The sequence below is a fragment of the [Clostridium] clostridioforme AGR2157 genome (assembly GCF_000424325.1).
Taxonomy (GTDB): Bacteria; Bacillota; Clostridia; order Lachnospirales; family Lachnospiraceae; genus Enterocloster; species Enterocloster clostridioformis_A.
In genome coordinates, this window is the sequence record NZ_AUJR01000059.1 from 1 (window position 1) to 22,580 (window position 22,580).

Consider the following 22,580-nt stretch of genomic DNA (forward strand, 5'->3'; position numbering starts at 1 on the left):
TTCACACCCACACATGGCTCCTGGCTGAATATGGTGGAAGGCTTTTTCAGCAAAATGACCCGCCAGATGTTGTCCGGGATTCGTGTAGGCTCGAAAGAGGAACTAAAGGAACGGATTTTGAAATACTTTGAAGAAATCAATGAGGTTCCCGTCCCCTACAAATGGAAATACCGCTTGGACACGATTGATCTTTCGGAAGAGGATGTGGGCACAATCGTCTATGAAGTTGTAAATGCGAAAGCAGCAAGTCCTGAAAACCAAGGGAAACGTGCGCCCAAAGCACGGACACGTAAGCCAAGAAATCAGATTACTACCAATGCTTAAATTGTAAGCTTATTTAAATCGAGTTGTACTAGTATTAACATAAAACTGCTCAAATCCGCTGTAGAGACCTTTTTTGAATCCAAATCCAATGCTATACTGCATATTCTCTGCAAAAAGGCTTTCCATCATTTCTAGGTCTTTTTTTTGCTTATCAGTAAGGACAGCGTCTAAATATTGTTTACTTTGCTGATAACTAATTTCACTGATTTCCAACTTCTCTTTATTCATTTCATCCATATAGTCTTTGAGAATTTCATCCAGCAATTCCTTTGAACTAATGTTTCTAGTTATCTTTTCCAATTCCTTTTCAATGTACATAACTATTTCCCTTTCATTCATAGTGTGTTTTAACGTATTAATCATACTTCTTAAACAACTAAAAATCAAGTTTTTGTCGAAGTATAATATACGTATAAACAAAGTAAAGGTGAAAATACTATGATAGATATTCTAAAGAAAATCACAAAACTTCGATTGGAACGAAATTGGTCTGAATATGAATTAGCTAAATACTCTGGTTTGACGCAATCAACAATATCCACTTGGTATCGTAAAAACCAAGTTCCAACACTACCAACTTTGGAAAAAGTATGCAATGGTTTAGGTATTACCTTATCCCAATTCTTTGCAGAGGGCGAAGACCTTATTTGCCTTACACCAGAACAGAAGAAAATGTTAGATAATTGGTCAACCTTAACTACAAGCCAGCAAGAAATCATTATGAATTTAATTGAAAACATGTAAACCCATTTTTAACGTATATTTTATACGTCCAGTCCAATTACTGCATGTTTTATAACACACTATAATATACGTCATAGAGTATTACAGAAGAGGTGATAATTATAAAGGATATTTTAGAAGAAATTCAAAAACTCCGTTTAGCTCGGAATTGGACAGAATACGAGTTAGCTGTACATTCTGATTTATCACAATCTACAATATCTACTTGGTATAGAAAAAAGCAAGTGCCCACTATTCAGTCATTAGAAAAGATTTGTATAGGATTCGGTATCACATTGTCTCAATTTTTCGCTGGTGATGATGAAACCTTCTCTCTCACGTCAGACCAGCGAGAAATGTTGAATTACTGGTCTGCCTTAACCCGGAGACAGAAAGAATTATTTATAGAATTATTTAAAACTATGCCCTAATCTTGAAATTCTTGAATACAATCAAAGAACTTGTCTACAAACAAAAGGAGATTGCTACATTATATCAGCAATCTCCTTTTTATATTTCAGGTATTAGATTTAATAGTTCTTTCCGATTTCTCTACACCATTTTCATATCAAACTACACCATTTAATAACATGATATGGTATTTTACCGCACGCCAACTATCTCACAGCCCCTATAAGTTCCCGGATATCCTCGATTCCGTACTTCTCCATATATGCCCGGATTCCATCCACTGTCTCCACCGTGGCATACGGGTTATGGAAATTAGCCGTGCCAATGGCAACAGCCGTGGCGCCTGCCAGTATGAATTCCAGGGCGTCATCCGCATTTCTGATTCCTCCCATACCGATAATAGGAACCTTCACTGCCTGGGCAGCCTGGTATACCATACGGACAGCCACCGGCTTTACAGCAGGACCGGACAGCCCTCCTGTCTTGTTGGCCAGCGCAAATGCCCTCTTATGAATATCAATCCTCATGCCTGTAAGGGTATTGATTAAGGAAATGGCATCTGCCCCGCCTGCCTCAGCCGCCCTGGCCATGACAGTGATGTCCGTCACGTTGGGACTCAGCTTCATGATGATGGGCTGCTTTGCATGGGCCTTTACCTCTCTGGTAATGGCCTCCACTGCCTTCGGGTCCTGGCCGAAAGCGATTCCGCCTTCCTTTACATTGGGGCAGGAAATATTGATTTCCAGCATGTCTGCCGGCTGGTCCCCCAGACGCTCCACCACATCAATATACTCTTCTGTGGTCTTTCCGCAGACATTGACCACGATTTTTGTATCATACTGCTTTAAGAAGGGAATATCTCTCTTTGTGAAAACGTCAATGCCCGGATTCTGAAGGCCGATGGCATTGAGCATGCCGCCGTATACTTCCGCTATCCTTGGAGTGGGGTTGCCCGGCCACGGCACACTTGCCACGCCCTTGGTAACCACTGCACCCAGACGGTTCAAATCCACGAATTCACTGTATTCCATGCCGGAGCCAAATGTGCCCGACGCTTCCATTACCGGATTCTTAAATTCCACACCGGCAATATTTACACTCATATTCATCTAAACGGTACCTCGCTATCTTTCACCTATACATGCCGTATCCGGCCAGACTTTCCCACCGCCAGACACGCCCTGTCAGCTGCGCCTGCAGCCAGGCGCATCCTGCCGGACGCTCTTACAGCTCAATCTCCTCTGCCGGGAACACCGGACCGTCCTTGCAGATACGCTTATTGTGTACCTGTGAATGGTCGTCCACCTCTTTGGACTGGCACACGCAGGCCAGACAGGCGCCCACGCCGCAGGCCATCTTCTCTTCCAGGGAAAGCCAGCACTCCAGCCCCTTCTCAGCCGCATATGCCTTCAGCGCGCGGAGCATGGGAGTGGGACCGCAGGCGTAAATGATATCCGCCGAAAGGCCCTGTTCACGGATAGCGTCCAGCACATTACCCCTGGTGCCGGAGCTGCCGTCCTCTGTGGCAACGTATACCGGGCCGTATGCTTCAAATTCATCCTTTAAGAACATCTGGCTGTCCCTGTATCCCAGCACAGACCGGACCAGACCGTCCTCCCCTGCTGCATTCAGCCCATGAAGGGCTTTTGCCAGCTCCAGCATAGGAGGAACGCCGATGCCTCCGCCTATCAGAAATGCCTTTTTGCCGGCTTTTAAGGGGAATCCATTGCCCAGAGGTCCCAGGACATCAATGGTATCGCCTTCCGCCAGTTCAGAAAACTCCTTTGTCCCTTCCCCTGCAATGCGGTATACCAGCCTCAGTTCCCCCTTTTCCTTATCAATGCCGCACAGGCTGATGGGGCGCGGAAGAAGCCTTGCCCCGTCTTGGGAATAAAGGGATACAAACTGGCCCGGAACCGCTGTCTCCGCTATCTCAGGCGCTTTTATCCTCATATCGTATATATCGGCAGCCAGCTGTTCCTGGAACGTGATGGCTGCTGTCATTTTTACCTTTGCCATAACATGATTCTCCTGTCTCTTACAGTACGCTGCTGATATCAGCAACCATGTCAATCACTGCCTGTCTAGATGCCTCGCCGAAATGCTCCGGCCCAAAGTTCTTATACTTCTCCTGTTTATAGGCTGCAATGATTCCTCTGGAGGAATTGACAATGGCTCCGAGTCCGTCCTGGTTGAAACAATCCTTAAGGTCAGCGGCTGTTCCTCCCTGAGCCCCGTATCCGGGTACCAGAAAATAGGTGCGGGGCATGAGCTTTCTCAGAATCTTACTCATCTCAGGATAGGTGGCTCCTACCACGGCTCCCACATTGCTGTATTCCCCGTCCATGCAGTCGGCTCCCCACTCTTCCACCTTGGCAGCCACCCACTCGTATAGGGGCTTTCCGTCAATAAGGCGGTCCTGGAATTCACCGCTGGAAGGGTTAGAGGTCTTGACCAGGACAAAGAGGCCCTTGTCCTCGCTCTTGCATACATCCACAAATGGCTTCACGCCGTCTGTTCCCAGATATGGGTTTACAGTGAGTATGTCCACATTGAATCCGCTTAAGGATTTACTCCCCACCTGCACCCTGCCGAGATGGCCTGTGGCATAGGCAGCGGATGTGGAGCCGATATCGCCCCTTTTTGCATCGCCAATGACAATCAGCCCTTTTTCATGACAGTAATCCACCGTCTTCTTATATACAATCAGTCCTTCAATGCCAAACTGCTCGTACATGGCAATCTGCGGCTTTACAGCCGGAATCAGGTCAAATGTATGGTCAATGATTTCCTTATTAAACTGCCAGATGGCATCGGCAGCCCCCTCCAGTGTCTCCCCATATGCATCCAGGGATTTCTTTACCACATGTTCCGGCACATAGGACAGCATGGGGTCCAGTCCTACGCAGATTGGGGCATTGGTTTTCTTTATCTTTTCAATTAACAGGCTTATCATAATGTTCTCCTTTGTTAAGAATATTTTGCACTTCGCGTAAATTCTTTCCCCATTTTAACATATAAAGTACCTTGTTTCAAGAAATGATATTCCAGTATTGCAATTATTTTCGCAGGAGAAACGCTTTATTGATTCCAGTGTTAATCCTTTCAATGTTCAATAAATCCTTCCCCAAACACCTCTCTTGCATCGCTGACAATCAAAAAAGCATTCCTGTCAAACTCAGCCACAATTTCCCTCAAAGTAACAATCTCCTTTCTGGAAACTACGCAGAACAGCATTTTTTTCTCCTGGTTGGAATACATTCCTCTGGCCTCCAGGCTGGTAACGCCTCTTCTCATCCCCTTCATAATCGCATCTGCTATTTCCTGAAAATGATCGGATATAATATACGCCTGTTTCGAAAACTTAAGTCCCTCAATCATACCGTCCGTCACCTTTGCCGCGCAAAAAATAGCAATCAGCGCATAGAGGGCAATTGGAACGCCAAATACAGAAGCCCCTGCCAGAACAATCATACCGTCCAGTACCTGTATGATCTGGGCCATTGTATAATATTTCAGCTTCTTTTTAATCAGGGCGGCCAGCATATCCGTTCCTCCTGTAGTGCAGCCGGAAAAAAGCACCAGTCCCATACCCATGCCGCTTAGGATTCCTCCAAACAGAGCGGCCAGCAAACGATCTTCTCCCAAAAAGGAAGCCTCCGGCAGCAGATACAAAGCTACGGACAGCAGCACTGTGGATAACAGCGTGCGCTTGATAAATTTCCATCCCATCATAAAGGCAGCTGCTGTAAACAACGGAATATTCAATATGGTATTGGTCAGCCACAAAGGCACGCCCCACAGTTCTTTTATGATAATGGCAATGCCCGACACTCCCCCCGTTACCATACTTACCGGATCATATATATTTTTGATAGCGATTCCAATCAAAAGGGTGCCCGCCAGCATACATCCATACTCTAAAACCGGGTTTCTCTTTAACATCTCCTGTCTCCCTCCATTCCTCCTGCCTAAAGCCGCAAAAGGACAGCCACCCTGCATGGTGCTGTCCTCTCAATACTGTCTAAGCCATGTTCTGCATACAGTAACACGCCTGTACTGTATCTTCCTCCGTTCCCGTCACCCAATCCTCAACCTTATAGGGCGGCTGGTTGTGGGCATAGACCCGCATGGCGGCTGCTCTTGTCCACATAAAGGGTGACCAGTCAGCGTTCCCCCTTTTCACCGGATGGGTCTGCTCCCTCTGGTCTTTCGCCGCAATCTATTGCATTTATTACTTTGCCCGGCCGTCGCAAGCAGCAGCTACCGTGCCTCCGTCTGCAGCCATATAACTGCGTATTTGTAGCGCCCTCATTTTTTAAAGTATTCCTAGGGCTCCCAGGATGATACCGCAGATAACAATGCCAAGAAGAAGCACATTGGTATTGACTTTTTTCTGAATCAGTCCGTAGATACCCAGAGTAAATGCAAGAGGCAGCAGCTTGGGGATTATGGAATCTAGCATATCCTGAAGTACAAGCTCAGTACCGCCTGTGGTAAAGGTCAGCGGAGTTGTGATGCTCACCATGCTGGCCACCATTCCTCCCACAACTGCCAGACCGACGATGGACGCAAACTGCATCACCCGATCCATAATCCCTTCCTGATACAGCTTTGCCAGATATTTATTACCCGACTCATATCCCAGAACCGTTCCGTAGTAACCCAACAAAATTGACGGGATCGCAAACAGCAGCACCGCCAGGATCGGTCCCAGAACACTTCCCTGCCGCGCAAATGACAGGCCGATTCCAAAGGTAATGATTCTTAAAGTCCCCTGAAAAAAGCTGTCACCAATTCCTGAAAACGGTCCCATCAAACTGGTTTTTACCATGGAAATGGAATCCGCCTGGAAAGTACCGTCCTCCGATTTCACATTCTGCTCCTCCATGGAAGCCGCCAGTCCCATGATAAAGCCGGTCATTTGCGGAGTACAGTTAAAAAACTCCATATGGCGGCGGTAAGCCGCTTTCTTTTCTTCCGGCTTATTTTTGTACAGCTTGTCCAAAATCGGAGCCATGCCGAACATAAATCCCATATGCATCTGCCGCTCATAATTCCAGGAGCACATGATGGTCCAGGAACGTAGATACAAGCTTCGCAGATCCTTTTTGGTGATCAGCGCGTCCTGATGCGCCTGCTCATTATAATCCATTCTGCGCTCCCTCCCTTCTGCCATAAGAAACCTTATCTAAGATAAAGGCCAGAATACATGCAAACATCGTCAGTCCGATTAAATCCAGGCCGGAATAAGCCACCACCAAAAAACCGAACAGGAAATAGGGGAACAGCTTCTTAGAGATCATGGTGCTCAAAAGCATAGCAAAACCCAGAGCAGAAAGCAGATTTCCGGCCACCGTCAGTCCATTTGAGATTACCTCCGGAATGGCATTCACAATTACCTCCACAATTCCCGTACCCAGATAAACTGTAAGGAAAATGGGAATAAAATAAATCAGCGCATTCAATATGAAGGACCACCAGATATGAATATTTTTTGCCCTGCGGTAATCGCCTCCTTCGATCGCTGCATCTGCCACATGAGAAAACTGGGCAACGACGATACGCATGATCGCGCTCATGAACTCTCCGATTACAGCCACCGGGATGGCAATCGTCAAAGCCGCCTCCGTAGAAGCTCCAGACAAGCAAACAAATGCCGTGGCAATAATGCTGCCAAACTGCATATTTGGCGGTCCCGCCGCTCCGATTGCCACAAACCCCATTGAAATCAGCTCCAGACTTGCTCCCAGGGTGATTCCCATCCTCAAATCGCCCAGAACAAGACCGGACAACGTACTTAAGATAAGAGGGCGGCCGATATTCTGACGTCCAATCAGCCGCGAGTCGATCACGCCGATCACTCCAACCAGCCCTAACAAGATTGACTTTACTAACACGATTATCCTCCTTCCATAACAAACGCAGCCTATTTAGAAAAATCAGGATGCTCCACAGAAGCGGTGGGCACCTGCTGAATGTAGATCCGTACTCCCCTGGCCAGAATCTCTCTGGTCTCCTTCAGCTCCTCTTCATTCAGATATACCGCCTTTCCATATTCCCTGGAGTCCTGTTTTTTCGCCACGCCTCCATAGTTAATCTCCTTTACCTCAGGAAGAATCTCACAAAGCATCCTGGCTTCCTGGGGCCCCTTTACGATAATCATGATATTTTTATTTTTGTTCTGTTCCACTGCCTGCGCCAACTGGGAAAAAGGGATGATATCCAGCGTACAGCCCACCGGTTTGGCAATGGACAGAGCCATCTTTCCAATGGGATCGTTGGGCACCTTATCATCCGCTACAATAATATGATTAATATCCATCTGCCTGGTCCAGGAAAACACCACCTGTCCATGAAGCAGTCTGTGGTCTACACGCACCAGCTTTATCATAATAATTTATCCCTCCTTCACTAGCCTGTTGTAGTAAACAATGCTGTTCTTTCCATCCTCTACAATTCTATCCAGGTTCAGGTCTTTCCATAATGTATGGTTCAATTTCTCAATCATAACCTCCAGCGCAATCACCAGATTAATCCCTGCAATTAGCTTTCTGGACTCAGACATAAACCGAAGAGCAATATTAGCCGGTGTTCCTCCCGGCAAATCCAACAGAATGACCACACATTCATCCCTGTATTTTTCATCAAGCACAGCCTCAATTCTGTCTCCAAACTCGTCCAGTCCTTCTCCCGCCTTCAGACATAATATATCAAGCTGTGATTCTTCCATGTTCAAAGCCAGCTTCAGAGCGCTCTCGTAGCCTTTTGCCAGCTCGCCATGGGTGAGCAACAATACGCCAAAATCCCTTTCTTCCATACTTCACCTCACTAAATCCGGAACAAAGAATTCAAAATACACTCCGCTTTGCCCCTCTCGTCCGGCCCCGGCAGCTCCGCCTCCCCCGGCTTCAGACGAAGCTCTGTTTTTAGCTTCTCCATTCCTATACAGCGCATTTCACATCTATTAATATTCCATATGCCACATATAGCGGCGTACATCCAGAGAATGTCCTCTCTCAAAGGCAATAGCCTCCACAAACACCCGGATAACCACGCCAGACAGGATCGCAGCCAGATAAGGCTTTGCCTCCCCGGCCACGTTGTCCAGAGGCAGCTCCTTCTGATCCAGGATCAGCATTTTTCTGCTGTACTTGGTGCTGAAATTCTCTACCCTCTGATCCAAAAAACGGGTATTGCCGATGCTCTTCACCAGAAGGAAGGGAACATCGTAATCTGTTACTTCAAAGGGTCCGTGAAAATAGTCGCCTGAGTGGATGCACCCGGAATGAATCCACTGCATTTCCATAAACCAGCACATAGCTGTAGAATATACCTCTCCGTAATTTATCCCACTGCCGATGGTGTAGATCAGCTTCTCACGCTTATTCTCCTTTGCCCACTGCTTGGCCTGTTCCTGATACTGTGTCTTGGCCTTCTCAGAAAGCTCCGTGAGCTTATCCAGCTCTCTCAGACATACATCCCACTTTTCCTTCGGCTCAAGAACCTTTAAAAGACTGAACAGCAATCCATACAGAATCCCCTTATTTTTATCACTGTCACTGACCTCCTTTCCCCAGTCATAGTGAACCGGATACTCCGCCGCATTCCAAAGTTCCGACTCTTCCGAATTCGACAAAGCGATGGTCATTGCCCCTTTCTCTCTGGCCAATCTAGTAGCCTCCACCGTCTCCGGTGTATTTCCAGAATGTGAACAGGAAATAACCAGAGAATTTTCATTCAGACTCACCGGCGTATCATACACAAATTCGTTGGACGTGTACACATGGCTGGGCACCCTGGTCTCCTTGTCAAATATGTATTGCCCCGCCATTAAAACTGCCTGTGAACCCCCGCAGGCTACAAAATAGCAAACATTTACTCCACCTTTCTTCTTCAGTGCCTCTACCGCACGGCTAATCTGGTCAAAATGCTCTTTTCTCATATCTTATCTCCTTTCCGATTATTGATTATATATCATTATATAACTTTATGTATTTTATTATAGTTATATATTACTATAAAAGCAAGCCCTTTCTGATAAAAAAACAATAAAATTACAAAATTGCTTATCATGGTAATATGTGATATAATAAAAACCCAAAGGAGATTCCTGACTATGAATTCAAAAAGCGCAAAACCTCTGTATCTTCAGATTGACGCCGCCATCCGAAACGATATCCAGTCCCACGTCTATAAAGACGGCGACAAGCTTCCTACAGAGGTGGAACTCAGCCAGAAATACAATGTAAGCAAAATCACCATACGAAAGGCCATGGAAAAGCTTTCCCGGGATGGGATGGTACAGAAAGTTCAGGGAAAGGGCACCTTTGTCCTTCCCCGAAAAGATAAAGTGAACCTTTCCGAATCCAAGGGCTTTGCCGATTCCCTCTCGTCCATGGGACACTCTGCTAAACAAAACGTATTGGCAGTCAAAAGCATACTCTCTGATTCCAAATTGTCAGAGTGTCTGGAGATTGAAGAAGGCAACCCGCTCTTCTGTGTAGAACGCCTGATGTGGGCGGATTCCAGGCCAATCGGAACCGATACCATCTATGTTTCGGAAGAAAGATTCCCCGACTTTATACAAAAAGCCGTTACCGGAAAGCCACTCTACCATATTTTTAAAGAAGACTATGGAGTGGAAATTACATCATCCACCATGGAGATCAACGGAATCTCCGCAGATGGCGCTAATGCCGCGCTGCTAAAGTGTGTGATCGGAGATCCTCTTTTCTATATCGAAAAAACAGCTTATGATCAGAATGGTCTTCCTATTCACCATTCCTCTACTCTGATCCGCTGCGACTCCATCACATATGTGGTAAAGACCAATAAGCACCTGCATATGGAAGAAAGAACTTCCGTCGAATAAAGCACCCCTGCTGTCAGCTCAAAAAAACTGCCGGCAGGTATAACCTGCTGTCAGCTCAAAAAAACTGCCCGCAGGTTATACCTGCCGGCAGAAAAAATACTTATCCAGCTTTCACATTCTGTATCTGTCTTATTAATTCCGGCAGGATATGGCAACGGCCATCCTGCTCTCGTCCACAGACAGGCAGGACAGCCGCCAAAACCCCGGTTATATTGCTATTGCCTTTCTACAATGGCCGCGCAGCCCATGCCGCCTCCGATGCAAAGGGTGGCAAGGCCCTTTTTGCATTTCTTTTCTCCATCTCATGGAGCAGGGTCACCAGAATGCGGCAGCTGGGCGGCAAAGGCTTCATTTGCCTCAATCAGGTCAAATGCCTCAATCCCCATCCCTGTTTCCTCCAATACCTTTTTGGTGGCAGCCACAGGCCCGACGCCCATAATCTCCGGCGCCACACCCGACAGGGTGCCTGCTCGCCAGTACGCCATGGGCTTCACGCCCAGCTCCTCTGCCTTTTCCTCGCTCATCACCACAACAGCCGCGGCCCCGTCATTGATGCTGGAAGCGTTTCTTCTTAATTTTGCTCCGCGCCGCAGCTCTAGCAGGCCCAGTAGCCGCCTGTGGCATCGTAATTTCCTCCTGTAAGGAAGTCCGATGCCGGCGCCGCCAGGAACACTGCCATCCCCACAAAATCCGATGGCTCGCCCAGCCGTCCGATTGGAAGGCGCTTCAGGAAGTTCCTGTAAACCTCGGATTCCGTATCAAACATCCATTCTGTAAGCTCTGAGCGGAACACGGTGGGATTGATGGTGTTTACATTGATATTGTATTTTGCCGACAGGTCGCAGGCCAGGGACTGAATCATCAGGTCGCAGGCCCCCTTGGAAGCGCAATAGCCTGTATAGCCGGCCATGCCCATCTTAGATCGGGCGGAGGAAACCACTACCATCTTGCCGCTGAGGCGGGTCATGAACTGATACCTGCCCTGGATATCTTCTATATATGCGCCATCCGCCAGATGACGGATAAAGGGATTCCAATCGATGCCGACAATTATGTAGTGCATCTGTCGGAGAAATACGTGGATTCGCTCAGGGAGTATATCGAGGAGGAAAATTTGTTCCAGGCAGCTCAGAGAAAACGCAATACAAAGAATGAATGAGATGGATATTGGCAAACTCGGGGTATAGCAAAAGTCGTCGTAAATAGCAACAGCTTGGCAGGGTACGCAGACAGTACGAAAGCCCCGGTCATGATCTGCCATGACCGGAGCCCCTTCCATACTGTCTATTTGTTTTCCTTCAATACCTGGACTGCCTTCTGAAGCTGGTTGTCTTCCTCCGGCTTCACCACGGCCTGGGTTTTAAGTTCCTCGTTCAGCTCCACTTCCACATCCGGCTCAATTCCCTTTCCGTGCAGGTCAAAACCGCTGGGCGTATAATAGTGGGCTGTGGTAATCTTGATGGCGGAACCGTCTCCCAGAGGAATCAGGTTCTGTACAATTCCCTTTCCGTAGCTGGTGGTTCCCACCACGGTAGCCCAGTCATAATCCTTCAGGGCTCCCGTAAACACCTCGGAAGCGCTGGCTGAGTCTCCATTAACCAGGATGGCGATGGGCATTTTCAGCTCATGGCCGTCTGAGGCGGTGTATACATCGCCCTTTTCGTTTTTGTCTGCCGTGTAAACAATCAGGGTCTTGCCCTTCCCCTTTTTATACTGGTCCAAATCGTCGGGTAGAATATAATCCACCATTTTAACAGCGCTGTCCAGGACTCCGCCGGGATTGCTCCGCAGGTCGATGATTAAGCCCTTCATACCGTCCTTTTGAAGCTGATCCACTGCCTGCGCAAACTGCTCCACTGTAATCACGTCAAATTCCGACACAGTAATCCGGCCGATTTTATCGTTCAGCATGCTGTATTCCACGGTGGGCACATCGATTTTGCGCCGCGTAACAGACATATCCACATACTCGTCCTTGTCCGCCCTGTATACCGTGATAGCCACATCCGTGCCTTCTTTGCCCTTAATGTAATTGTTCACCAGCACATCAAGGCTTTCGGAAGCCACCAGGGTATCGCCCACCTTATATATAATATCCCCGGGCTGCATCCCTGCCTCCAGGGCCGGGGAACCCTCGAACACCTTCACGATGGTGCATAACCCCGTGGTCCTGTTCTGGCTTAACATGGCTCCGATACCGGAGTAGGTTCCCTTTGTGCTGTCATTGATGGAACGAAAATCCTCCTCCGTGTAATACGTGGAATAAGGGTCATCCAGACCGGCCAGCATCCCTCTGTAAATAAAATCCTCCACATTGCCGGCGTCCTCGTCGTACAGGAAATGAAGATCTATGATTTGCTGAATCATGGACATTTTGGCCGTAACCCGGTCAAAATCCACACCGCCTTTATGGCTGCTTCCATCTGTGATTCCGGGTCCCTTGCCCTCCATGGCCACGCTGGGCTGACGGCTCATGACCCGCTTGCCGAAGATATAGATACCGGCCGACATGCCCACCACAATCAATCCTATGAACGCGGTTACAAGGGCTCCCACCAGAGCCCCGGCCCAGAACCGGTTCTTTCCTGCTCCATTCCGGTTCCCGTCCTGAGGCCCCGGCCCGTTATCCCTGTAGGGACCATCCGGCTGCCCGCTCATATAATGTTCCTGTCTGTCAAATTCACGATTTTCCAATTTACGTCTCCTATCTGTCCGTTCCTTCTATCCTATGATGGGTCACGGGCTTACATAACTTCGGGGATTCACATAGGTCCCCCCTGAGCGGATTCCAAAATGCAGGTGGGAACCGGTGGAATAACCGGTGGATCCTACCTTTGCAATCACCTGGCCCTTTGTCACCTTTTCCCCCATGCCCACCAGCAGCTTGGAGCAGTGCATGTAGACCGTGCTCACTCCGCCTCCGTGGTCAATCATAATATAATTGCCCGCCGAATAGCTGTATGTAGATATCACAACCTCACCATCAGCCGCAGCTATGATATCCGCCCCTGTGCTGGCGCTGATATCGATTCCCTTATGGTTGCTGGATGCCCCTTCTGTGGGAGACTCCCTGTCTCCAAAATTAGAGGTAATCCTGCTGCTGGACGGACAGGGCCACTTAAAACTAATATTCCCCAAATTTGATACGGTATACGTCTTACCGGCTGCTTCCGCCTTTTTCCTGGCCTCTTCTTCCCTCCGCTTCATCTCGGCCTCGATTCGTTTCATCTGTTCTTCCTGGGCTTTGATGTCTGCATTGTACTGGTCCAGCTCATCCTGGGCCATGGCAATCCTGGAATTATATGAGTCCAGCTCCTTCTGCTTGGAATCCATCAGCTTCTGCATGGAAGCCTGTTTGGCCTGGGTGGACTCCTGAAGCACCAGAAGCTCGCCATGCTCCTTCTCAAGGTCCTGTTCCCTGGCAGCCACCTGCTCCTTTGCAGAAGCATAGGCTGTCAGCATCTTCCTGTCATATTCCGCAATCTGGCTCACATATTCCGCGCGGTTCAGCAGTTCCGATATGCTGCCGGACTCCATGACCATATCGATCAGATTGTTCTGACCGTTCTCATACATGTACTTAATGCGGAGCTTCATGCTGTCATACTGATGCTCCTCCTCGCGTTTCGCCTCTTCTAACTGTATCTGTGCCTGACCTATCTCCTCTTCCTTCAGGGTAATCCGGTTTCCCAGCTGTTCCAGCTCCTCTGCCAGTGAGGACAGACTGCCGTCCAGCTTCTTCACATAAGCTGCCGTATCTGCCTTTAATCCTTCCAGCTGGTTCAGGGTACTCTCCACCTTCTTCTTTTCCTCTTCCAGGGCAGATACCTGCTTCTTGGCATCCTCTATCTCCACACTGGTGGCGTAGGCTGAAAATGCCGCCGTACCGCCTATCAAAAGACCGCCTGACAGCGCTGCCGCACAAATCCAATGTCTCATCCTCATTCACATCCTCCTTCCCTATACCTTCAAGTGACGGTGGATGGTAAAATAACTGACGAAAAAGCCAATGCCCACACCCAGGCACCCGGCTGTGGCCGCCATATAGGGGAATATATCTCCCAGCGGTATGGGTTCAAACATGCCTGCCAGCATCTGATAGTGCTCACCGATATAGATGACTGCCTTCTGGTAAAGCACATACATGCCGGCCAGAGGCACTGCCGCCCCCAAAGCGCCAAGGAGCACACCCTCCACCACAAAGGGCGCACGAATCATATAGTTGGTGGCGCCGATTAAGCGCATGATTTCATTTTCCCTCCTGCGGAAGGCCGCGGCCACGGAAATGGTATTGCTAATCAGGAAAACCGCCACAGCCAGCAGTACGCAGATAATCACGGCCGACATGGCCCCCACCATCTTTCCCGCGCTGGTCAGTCCGGCCACGGCTGTACTGGAATAGCGCACCTTTCTCACACCTTCCATTCCTTCCAGACGCTCCACGATTTTATCCTGTTCCTCAATATCATTAAGAAATATCTCATAGGAGGCGGAACCGGACAGCGGATTGTCATCTGCAAATCCCTCTGCCAGCTCCTCCATCCCCTCAAAATACTCTGTCTTAAAGTTCTCCCACGCCTGAGCAGCGGATATATACTGCGCCTCCCGCACCTCTTCCCAGCCCCGGATAACATCGCCGGCAGCCAGAATCTGGTCCTCCGGCATATCCTCATCAAAAAATACAGTGATTCCCACTGTTGTCTCTGCTGTCTTTGCCACATTCTGCACATTGGCTATCAGGGCGAAAAAAAGACAGAATAAAAAAATACATGCAGAAATAGTCGCTATAGATGCCAGCGAGAACAAAATATTTCTGCATATATTAATGATGCCCTGTTTCAGGCAATACCAAAATGTACTGATTCTCATTGCTGTCCATTTGCCTTTCCGGCGGAAAACGCATGCCCGTAAGCTCTCCAGAGCCTCTGGGGCAGTGCCCTAATAATATCCGCCCACATCACTGATAACCGACCCCCGTTCCATGGTAATGATCCGCTTGTTCATCTCATCCACCATTTCCTGACTGTGTGTAACCACAATCACAGTAGTCCCCCTCTGGTTGATTTCCTCCAGAAGCCTCATGATTTCATGGGTATTAAAGCTGTCCAGGTTACCGGTGGGCTCGTCCGCAAGGAGCACCTCAGGGTCATTAATCAAGGCCCTGGCAATGGCCACTCTCTGCTGCTCGCCTCCGGACAGCTGTCTGGGGTAGGCTTTGTACTTGGACGACAGCCCTACCAGCCTGAGCATCTCCGGCACTGTCTCCCGAATTACCCTGGGCGGTACCCCGATTACCCTCTGGGCAAATGCAACATTCTCAAACACAGTGCGGTCCTTCAGGAGTCTGAAATCCTGAAAGACCACGCCTAATTTTCTGCGGTATTTGGGAACATACCTTCCCGGCATCCTTCCCAGGTCCATATCATTCACCACAATACGTCCCTTTGTGGGTTCCAGCTCCTTGAGGAGCAGCTTCATCAGCGTACTCTTGCCGGAACCGCTTCTTCCTACGATGAACACGAACTCACCATCATCAATGGTAAGGGATACATCCTTAATGGCCTTGTTCCCTGTCTCGTAGATCTTGCTCACATTGCTAATCTCTATCATCCACTGACTCCGGCCTAATAATCCAGGCTTTCCATATACTTCATATACTTGGCAACCATCAGGGCAATCTTAAAGGTGATGGCGTCCTCGAAAATACGCAGGTCCAGTCCGGTGCTCTTCTGAAGCTTATCCAGACGGTATACAAGGGTATTCCTGTGGATATAGAGCTGTCTGGAGGTCTCGGACACATTCAGGCTGTTCTCAAAGAACTTGTTGATGGTAGCCAGTGTCTCCTCGTCGAACTCGTCCGGAGACTTGCCGTCAAATACCTCGCGGATAAACATCTTGCACAGCGGAATAGGCAGCTGATAAATCAGACGTCCGATACCCAGGTTGTTGTAAGCGATGACGTTCTTATTGGCGTAGAAAATCTTGCCTACATCCAGCGCCATCTTGGCTTCCTTGTAGGAACGTGAGACTTCCTTGATGTCATTGATAATGGTGCCGTATGCCACCCGCACCTTTGTCATGGCCTCGGTGTTAAGCATGTCCAATACGGTGTTGGCTGTTTTGTCCAGCTCCCCGTAGGTCTCTCCCTGACGCACTTCCTTTACCAGAATGATGTTCTTCTCATCCACAGCCGTAATGAAATCCTTTGTCTTGGACGCGAAGAGGCTTCTCACTGTCTCCAGTGCATTGATATCCTTTTCGTTGTGAGTCTCGATGATGTAGACCACGCGCTTTACATCCGTGTCAATGTGCAGCTTCTTTGCCCTGTTGTAAATGTCTACCAGCAGCAGGTTGTCGAGAAGCAGGTTCTTGATAAAGTTGTCCTTATCGAAACGCTCCTTATATGCTACCAGCAGGTTCTGAATCTGGAATGCGGCCAGTTTGCCAACCATATATACATCATCGCTGGCCCCCTTTGCTAAGAGGATGTATTCCAGCTGGTGCTCATCAAACACCTTGAAAAACTGGTATCCCTGGATAACCTGGCTGTCAGCCGGTGAATCCACGAAAACCAGAACCGAGCTCTCGGAGTCTTCCGCATCGGTAAATGTAGAAGCCAGCACTTTTCCCTCTGTATCACATATACCCAAATCAATTCTCGTAATTGCCTTTAATCCATCCAGTGTGGTTTGAAGTATCTGATTTGAAATCATTCTATACTCTCCTTTTCAAACGTATTCGGAGTAACTAATAACCCTATTTTCATATTTTAATGCAAAATTACAAAAAAAGCAAGAGAGTTGTATACTCTCCTGCTTCTTTTTACCTTAATTTTCGCTTACGGTTCTTTTGTATTAGTTAAGAACAACCAGTTCCGTATCCTTGTCGAAAATGTGGATCTTCTCTAAATCCATGGCCAGCTTGATAGTATCGCCGGGCCTTGCGGTGGTACGCGGATTTACCTTAGCAACAAAGCTTGCGTCCTCGATATCAAAGTATAACAGAACCTCGGAGCCTAACATCTCGTATACGCGGACAGTAGCCTCAAATACGCTCTTTGGAGACATAGCCAGGTAGGATTCCTCGTCGTGAAGGTCCTCGGGACGGATGCCCAGGGTAACTACCTTTCCTATGTATCCGGCGTCTTCTAACTTCTTGGACTTAGCCTCTGAAAGGGCTACGGTATGTCCGCCGAAGCTTAAGGTTGTCAGAGCGCCGTCCTTGCCAACGGTTGCGTCTATCATGTTCATCTGGGGAGCTCCGATGAATCCTGCCACGAACTTGTTGCATGGCTTATCATACAGATTCTGCGGGTTATCCACCTGCTGGATGATGCCGTCCTTCATAACGACGATTCTGGTACCCAGTGTCATGGCCTCGGTCTGGTCATGGGTAACGTAGATGATGGTGGTCTCCAGTCTCTGGTGAAGCTTGGAAATCTCAACACGCATCTGTCCTCTCAGCTTTGCATCCAGGTTGGACAGCGGCTCGTCCATCAGGAATACCTTGGGGCTGCGGACAATGGCACGTCCCATGGCAACACGCTGTCTCTGGCCGCCGGAAAGAGCCTTTGGCTTACGGTCCAGCAGATGCTCCAGGTCGAGAATCTTGGCTGCGTCATGCACTTTCTTGTCAATCTCATCCTTTGGTGTCTTTCTCAGTTTCAGTCCGAATGCCATATTGTCATATACAGACATATGTGGATACAGAGCATAGTTCTGGAATACCATGGCGATATCTCTGTCCTTCGGTTCAACGTCATTTACCAGCTTATCGTCGATGTAGAGCTCACCGGATGAGATATCTTCCAGACCGGCAATCATACGAAGGGTTGTGGACTTACCGCATCCTGAAGGACCTACGAAAATGATAAATTCCTTATCGGCGATTTCAAGATTGAAATCCTTAACTGCTACAAATCCATTTGGATATTTCTTTGTTACGTTTTTCAGTGATAAACTAGCCATTCTGTCTTTTCCTCCTAAATAATACGCTTAACACATATGTGTTTTACCCTCTTTTGTAACTGCTCTTATAATACATTAAACCCCCTGGGGAATCCATATCGCAATTCCACAAAATCAAAATTGGGGTTTTAGCTAATTTGTATACGAGGAAAAAAAAATGTCCTAAATCACAAAGCATTCCAATATTTACCACTAACTTTTTGTTAATTATGTTAATCAACTGCGTTTTTCCCGAAAATATCGGCAAAAGCCACAAAATTAAGGGCCTAATATTCGATGAATCCTTCACCAAATACCTCTCTGGCATCACTTACGATAACAAATGCGCCGCTGTCAAACTCCGCCACAATCTCCTTTAACCGAACAATTTCCTTTTTCGAAACCACGCAGAACAGCATCTTCTTCTCCTGGTCCGAGTACATGCCCCTGGCCTCCAGGCTGGTCACTCCCCTTCCCATCTGTTCCATGATGGCCTCTGCAATCTCCCGGTAATGCCCGGAGATAATATAAGCCTGTTTGGAAAACTTAAGTCCCTCTATCAGGCCGTCCGTAACCTTAGCCACACAGAAAATGGCAATGAGGGCGTAAAGAGCGGTCCTGATGCCGAACACGGAGGCGCCCGCCGCCACAATCAAGCCGTCCAGCACCTGCATGATCTGGGCCAGTGTATAGTGCTTAAGGCGTTTCTGAATCAGGGCCGCCAGCAAATCCGTACCTCCGGTGGTGCAGCTGGTCAGAAACACCAGGCCGGTTCCCACACCGCTTATGATTCCCCCGAATAAGGCTGACAGAAAAAGGTCGCTTTCCAGGCAGGACGCCTCCGGCAGAACATACAGGGAAACCGAGAGCATGACCGTGGCAAAGAGGGTGCGCTTGATAAACCGCCAGCCGCAGAAAAAGAATCCGGCCGCAAATAACGGGATGTTCAGCACTGTATTGGTCAGCCACAGAGGAACAGACCACAGCTCCTTGGCAATAATGGCCACGCCCGACACACCGCCTGTAACCATGTTCACAGGGTCATAAATATTCTTGATGGCAAAGCCAATCAGAAATGTCCCTGCCACAATCATGGTATAATCCGCCGCCGGATTCCTCTTCTTCATGTCTCCCCGTCCTTTCCCCAATCCATGTCCCCATGTACCGGAGCCGGCCCGCACTGGCTGCAGACACAGACATTCCATCCCTCCGGCACTTTTTATGCTGTACTAAAAAGTATGTACCCTCCCTCTCCATTCCATACGCTTATACGCGCTCAATGGTCTTATCCGTAATACGAATCTTACCTTCCTTTAAAAGCCTGCCCACGGCACGCTTAAAGGCATTTTTGCTCATGCTGAACTCACGCATGATAACCTCCGGCTTTGCCTTGTCATTAAAGGGAAGCACCCCGTCGAATTCGTCCATGACCTTTAATACCTTCTCTGCGTCAGTCCCCATCTGCACATAGGATTTCTCCCTGACGCACAAATCCAGTTTTCCGTCCTCGCGCACCCTGGTGACCCTGGCCTGGACCGTATCGCCCTCCCTGAACCTGCCGTAAAGCTCCTTTTTGGGAATAAGTCCGTAATATTTGTGGTCAACCGCCACAAAGGCCCCGATGGTTTCATTGATTTCATAGATGGTGCCTGTGACCCAGTCCTCTGCCTTATAAGGCGACTGGTTGCTCATATGGGAATAGACGCGCATGGTAGCTGCCAGGCGTCTGCTCTTGTCCACATACAGGGTGACAAGGCACTGCTCCCCTTTTCTCACCGGGTGGGTCTGCTCCTTAAACGGAAGGAGCAGGTCCTTCTCCAGTCCCATATCCAGAAAAGCCCCAATTTTGGACACATCCTTGACCTCCAGCTTCGCTGTCTCGCCCACCTGCAGTTTTGGCTTTCCCGTGGTGGCAATCAGGCGGTCCGATGAGTCTTTATAGATGAACACCTCCACCTTGTCCCCAATCCTGGCTCCTTCCGGCACCTGTTTCCTTGGGAGAAGAACAGCTGCCTCATCCCCCTCCTTCTCAGCCAGATATACTCCGAATTCTTTTGTCCTTATTATTTCAAGCTCCTGCACTTTTCCTAATTCAATCATCTCAATCTTCCTCCTGTCCTTTTGTCCTCAGCCATACCACAGCGCAGGTTTCTCCTGTGCTGCCCTCAAGGACCACTGTCCACTCCCGACAGTCCCGGTCCATGCTTACCCGGGGAGTCAGGACATCTCCCAATACAGCCGCCTTTTTGTAATCAGCCCGTATCTCCTTTATCACAAGCCCCTCCGGTATGGCCTCTCTGGCCATCTCCACATACTGGGCATTATTCACATGGTGGTTTGTGTCAATGTGGTGTCTGGCAACCACGATGGGCCCGCCTGCCTCGCAGTTGTCTGGCACAGGTATTTTCCTGGGGCAGGGGCTTAATAACAGCCTTGGCTCAGGCTCGCCGTAAGGAGCCGTATCCCCGGGCCGCACCCGGATCGGGATGTTCTTATCTGTATCGTAGAGGAACCACAGGGATTCAGCCCTGACCACATCCGTCCCCTCCTCATCCCGCAGAACAAAGTTCCGGCAGCCGTATATGCCCTTTGACGCACAATGCCATGTTCCCACCACCAGCTTCTCCCCCAGCCCGGGATACCGGTCTATCATAATCTGCCAGGAAGACAAAAGCCACGCTTTATGGCTGGCTTCCAGATAACCCACTCCCACACCGCAGTCCTCTGACTGGAATGTACTGCAGTCCTGCATATAATTGATGATGCCTGAAACCGACAGACACCCTCCTTCGTCCGTTTCGCTGTAACGGACCCTGCTGTTAAATGTATACATATCTACCTCATTCTCCCGGGACCAGGACTCAGCTTCCGCTGCCGCACTGCCATGTCCCGCCCCGGTGCTACGCCCTTTATTGTATCATAAATTCCCTTGGGTATACAAGCAAAATCCCACAGACTTTCATCTGTGGGATTAGTAACTGGGCTACAAGGATTCGAACCTTGAAAATGACGGAGTCAGAGTCCGTTGCCTTACCGTTTGGCGATAGCCCATTATTCAGTTTATCTGCAGCGCCCTGCCCTGACTGTTTGTCCTGATTGCCGGCTGCGGAGTTAATTATACCCATATTGTGGCATTTAGTCAAGAACTTTTTTTATTTTTTTTAACCTTCTCGAAATGGAAGCCCTGCGGCACTAAAAGCTTTTAGGTTTTTCTGTGCTTTCTCACCAAGGTAAGATGGGCGTACATAGTCACCGCCGCACTGAATCCCAACTGCACATAATACGCAATACCTCTGGACAATACCATGGCCGGCAAAAGCAGATCCCCGTAAAAAATAGGGTCGAAAATGGTCAGGAACAGATGCTCGCTGATTCCCATGCCCCCCGGAAGAGGCAGCATATCAGCGGACACGGAAATAGTTGACTGGAGAAGCACCAGGGTAATCATGGCAGTCCCCTTAAGCCCGAAGGCCCTGTACACAATATATGTCACTGAAAACAATGCCAGCCGCTGGCAGAAGGTGAGGAACCACACCTTAAGCAGCACATGCTTGTGCTGGCGCAGGAAGGCAGCCGTATCATTATAATTCTCCATGGTAAGGAGCAGGCGCTCTGTTCTGGAGGTTTTCTTCTTAAGGATATGGAAATACTCCAGAATTCCCAGAAGCCGCATCACCATGTCCCTGGCAAGGGAGGTGTGGAATACCAGAATCAGCATGGCGGCGCAGAACACCACATTAAGCCCCAGACCCAGATAGTAGACAGGCATGACCTCATACAGGTAACGGTTTAAAAAGCCCTGACCGAATATGGCCAGCAGACAGCCAATCACCACCAGCACGGATTTGTATGTAATGGTTACCACCATGAGCACCACCGTGGCCACAGGCACTGGTATCATGTTCTTCCTCATATAGTATACCTGGGCTGGCTGTCCTCCCCCTGCCGAAGGCGTGATGCAGCTGAAGAAGAACCCCACGGAGGAATACAGAAAGCAGGTCCTTCTCTTAGTCTTTACGCCCAGGGTGCCGAACAGATAATGCAGGATGGCAGACTCCGCCCATATGAAAAAAACAACGCAGCCAACCCCCATAAGCAGGCATACAGGAGATGCCTCGGATATGGTGTCCGCTATGTCACTTAAATCCTTGCCTGAAAATACACTGTAAATGGTCAGAACAAATACAGTAAGAAGGAATATTCCATTGAGCAGATTCTTCTTTTTATCGGACATGTCTTCCTCCTCTCCCAGTCACGTCTTTCCGTTTCCACAGCTTCACGTCCCCGCAGGTTCCTGCCTC

The 22,580-nt window shown here is 48.7% G+C and carries 25 protein-coding genes, 1 tRNA gene and 2 pseudogenes; 4 read left to right on the top strand and 24 right to left on the bottom strand.

Going from position 1 to position 22,580, the window contains the following annotated elements; genetic code table 11:
* Positions 1–324 (top strand): annotated as a pseudogene (locus G614_RS34645) (IS630 family transposase); the annotation flags it as partial.
* A gap of 9 nt (positions 325–333) precedes the next feature.
* On the opposite strand, the gene G614_RS0119990 reads toward G614_RS34645, so the two are convergent.
* Positions 334–642 (bottom strand): hypothetical protein, encoded by a 309-nt coding sequence (locus G614_RS0119990; RefSeq protein ID WP_155245090.1) that lies wholly within the window; start codon positions 640–642, stop codon positions 334–336.
* Positions 643–762: 120 nt separating this feature from the next.
* Here G614_RS0119990 and G614_RS0119995 point away from each other — a divergent pair, with 120 nt between their 5' ends.
* A complete protein-coding gene (locus G614_RS0119995; protein ID WP_027643372.1) occupies positions 763–1,068 on the top strand; it encodes a helix-turn-helix domain-containing protein in 306 nt (101 codons plus the stop codon).
* A 92-nt stretch (positions 1,069–1,160) separates the two neighbouring features.
* The gene (locus G614_RS34650) at positions 1,161–1,478 is read left to right on the top strand and encodes a helix-turn-helix transcriptional regulator (RefSeq protein ID WP_334291513.1); all 318 of its coding nucleotides are present in this window, start codon (positions 1,161–1,163) and stop codon (positions 1,476–1,478) included.
* Positions 1,479–1,664: 186 nt separating this feature from the next.
* Here G614_RS34650 and G614_RS0120000 read toward each other — a convergent pair whose 3' ends face one another.
* The 10 genes from G614_RS0120000 to G614_RS0120050 all read right to left on the bottom strand — a co-directional run bounded on the left by G614_RS0120000 (position 1,665) and on the right by G614_RS0120050 (position 9,403).
* Positions 1,665–2,567, bottom strand: coding sequence for a dihydroorotate dehydrogenase (locus tag G614_RS0120000; protein ID WP_027643373.1), 903 nt, complete (start codon positions 2,565–2,567; stop codon positions 1,665–1,667).
* 115 nt (positions 2,568–2,682) lie between these two features.
* Complete coding sequence (locus G614_RS0120005) at positions 2,683–3,477, bottom strand: dihydroorotate dehydrogenase electron transfer subunit (RefSeq protein ID WP_027643374.1); 795 nt, start codon at positions 3,475–3,477, stop codon at positions 2,683–2,685.
* A gap of 19 nt (positions 3,478–3,496) precedes the next feature.
* On the bottom strand, positions 3,497–4,414 hold the full coding sequence (gene pyrF / locus G614_RS0120010) for an orotidine-5'-phosphate decarboxylase (protein WP_027643375.1): 918 nt from the start codon (positions 4,412–4,414) through the stop codon (positions 3,497–3,499).
* Between the two features lie 149 nt (positions 4,415–4,563).
* The gene (locus tag G614_RS0120015) at positions 4,564–5,403 is read right to left on the bottom strand and encodes a YitT family protein (protein WP_027643376.1); all 840 of its coding nucleotides are present in this window, start codon (positions 5,401–5,403) and stop codon (positions 4,564–4,566) included.
* Between the two features lie 79 nt (positions 5,404–5,482).
* A complete protein-coding gene (locus tag G614_RS31450; protein WP_242828155.1) occupies positions 5,483–5,644 on the bottom strand; it encodes a hypothetical protein in 162 nt (53 codons plus the stop codon).
* Between the two features lie 132 nt (positions 5,645–5,776).
* Positions 5,777–6,613 carry a PTS system mannose/fructose/sorbose family transporter subunit IID gene (locus G614_RS0120025; RefSeq protein WP_080664571.1) on the bottom strand — a complete coding sequence of 279 codons (837 nt, stop codon included), beginning with the start codon at positions 6,611–6,613 and terminating at the stop codon, positions 5,777–5,779.
* Positions 6,603–7,358, bottom strand: a complete 756-nt coding sequence (locus G614_RS0120030; RefSeq protein ID WP_027643378.1) for a PTS mannose/fructose/sorbose/N-acetylgalactosamine transporter subunit IIC — start codon at positions 7,356–7,358, stop codon at positions 6,603–6,605. The genes G614_RS0120025 and G614_RS0120030 overlap by 11 nt, the downstream gene beginning before the upstream one ends.
* Before the next feature lie 29 nt (positions 7,359–7,387).
* On the bottom strand, positions 7,388–7,852 hold the full coding sequence (locus tag G614_RS0120035) for a PTS sugar transporter subunit IIB (protein WP_027643379.1): 465 nt from the start codon (positions 7,850–7,852) through the stop codon (positions 7,388–7,390).
* Positions 7,853–7,858: 6 nt separating this feature from the next.
* Positions 7,859–8,278 carry a PTS sugar transporter subunit IIA gene (locus G614_RS0120040; RefSeq protein WP_027643380.1) on the bottom strand — a complete coding sequence of 140 codons (420 nt, stop codon included), beginning with the start codon at positions 8,276–8,278 and terminating at the stop codon, positions 7,859–7,861.
* 147 nt (positions 8,279–8,425) lie between these two features.
* Entirely contained in the window at positions 8,426–9,403 is a 978-nt protein-coding gene (locus G614_RS0120050; protein ID WP_027643381.1) for an SIS domain-containing protein, read from the bottom strand.
* 174 nt (positions 9,404–9,577) lie between these two features.
* On the opposite strand from G614_RS0120050, the gene G614_RS0120055 reads away from it, so the two are divergent.
* On the top strand, positions 9,578–10,333 hold the full coding sequence (locus tag G614_RS0120055; RefSeq protein WP_027643382.1) for a GntR family transcriptional regulator: 756 nt from the start codon (positions 9,578–9,580) through the stop codon (positions 10,331–10,333).
* A 215-nt stretch (positions 10,334–10,548) separates the two neighbouring features.
* On the opposite strand, the pseudogene G614_RS34655 reads toward G614_RS0120055, so the two are convergent.
* The 13 genes and pseudogenes from G614_RS34655 to G614_RS0120130 form a co-directional block, all read right to left on the bottom strand.
* Positions 10,549–10,899, bottom strand: a pseudogene (locus G614_RS34655) (acetyl-CoA C-acyltransferase); the annotation flags it as partial.
* A gap of 29 nt (positions 10,900–10,928) precedes the next feature.
* Positions 10,929–11,396 (bottom strand): SDR family NAD(P)-dependent oxidoreductase, encoded by a 468-nt coding sequence (locus G614_RS28190; RefSeq protein ID WP_242828156.1) that lies wholly within the window; start codon positions 11,394–11,396, stop codon positions 10,929–10,931.
* A 221-nt stretch (positions 11,397–11,617) separates the two neighbouring features.
* Positions 11,618–13,027: a S41 family peptidase gene (locus tag G614_RS0120080; RefSeq protein WP_027643384.1), complete on the bottom strand. Its 1,410-nt coding sequence runs from the start codon at positions 13,025–13,027 to the stop codon at positions 11,618–11,620.
* A gap of 42 nt (positions 13,028–13,069) precedes the next feature.
* A complete protein-coding gene (locus G614_RS0120085) occupies positions 13,070–14,278 on the bottom strand; it encodes a murein hydrolase activator EnvC family protein (RefSeq protein ID WP_027643385.1) in 1,209 nt (402 codons plus the stop codon).
* A 15-nt stretch (positions 14,279–14,293) separates the two neighbouring features.
* Positions 14,294–15,202, bottom strand: coding sequence for a cell division protein FtsX (locus G614_RS0120090; protein ID WP_027643386.1), 909 nt, complete (start codon positions 15,200–15,202; stop codon positions 14,294–14,296).
* 69 nt (positions 15,203–15,271) lie between these two features.
* Entirely contained in the window at positions 15,272–15,943 is a 672-nt protein-coding gene (gene ftsE / locus G614_RS0120095; protein ID WP_027643387.1) for a cell division ATP-binding protein FtsE, read from the bottom strand.
* 14 nt (positions 15,944–15,957) lie between these two features.
* Positions 15,958–17,046 (bottom strand): PucR family transcriptional regulator, encoded by a 1,089-nt coding sequence (locus G614_RS0120100; RefSeq protein WP_022200946.1) that lies wholly within the window; start codon positions 17,044–17,046, stop codon positions 15,958–15,960.
* A gap of 141 nt (positions 17,047–17,187) precedes the next feature.
* A complete protein-coding gene (locus G614_RS0120105; RefSeq protein ID WP_027643388.1) occupies positions 17,188–18,300 on the bottom strand; it encodes an ABC transporter ATP-binding protein in 1,113 nt (370 codons plus the stop codon).
* Positions 18,301–18,566: 266 nt separating this feature from the next.
* Positions 18,567–19,406: a YitT family protein gene (locus G614_RS0120110; protein WP_027643389.1), complete on the bottom strand. Its 840-nt coding sequence runs from the start codon at positions 19,404–19,406 to the stop codon at positions 18,567–18,569.
* A 139-nt stretch (positions 19,407–19,545) separates the two neighbouring features.
* Positions 19,546–20,379, bottom strand: a complete 834-nt coding sequence (locus G614_RS0120115; RefSeq protein WP_027643390.1) for a S1 RNA-binding domain-containing protein — start codon at positions 20,377–20,379, stop codon at positions 19,546–19,548.
* 1 nt (position 20,380) lies between these two features.
* The gene (locus G614_RS0120120; RefSeq protein WP_027643391.1) at positions 20,381–21,112 is read right to left on the bottom strand and encodes an acyl-[acyl-carrier-protein] thioesterase; all 732 of its coding nucleotides are present in this window, start codon (positions 21,110–21,112) and stop codon (positions 20,381–20,383) included.
* A gap of 145 nt (positions 21,113–21,257) precedes the next feature.
* Positions 21,258–21,330, bottom strand: a tRNA-Gln gene (locus G614_RS0120125).
* Positions 21,331–21,481: 151 nt separating this feature from the next.
* Complete coding sequence (locus G614_RS0120130) at positions 21,482–22,513, bottom strand: lysylphosphatidylglycerol synthase transmembrane domain-containing protein (protein WP_027643392.1); 1,032 nt, start codon at positions 22,511–22,513, stop codon at positions 21,482–21,484.
* Positions 22,514–22,580: the final 67 nt, after the last annotated feature.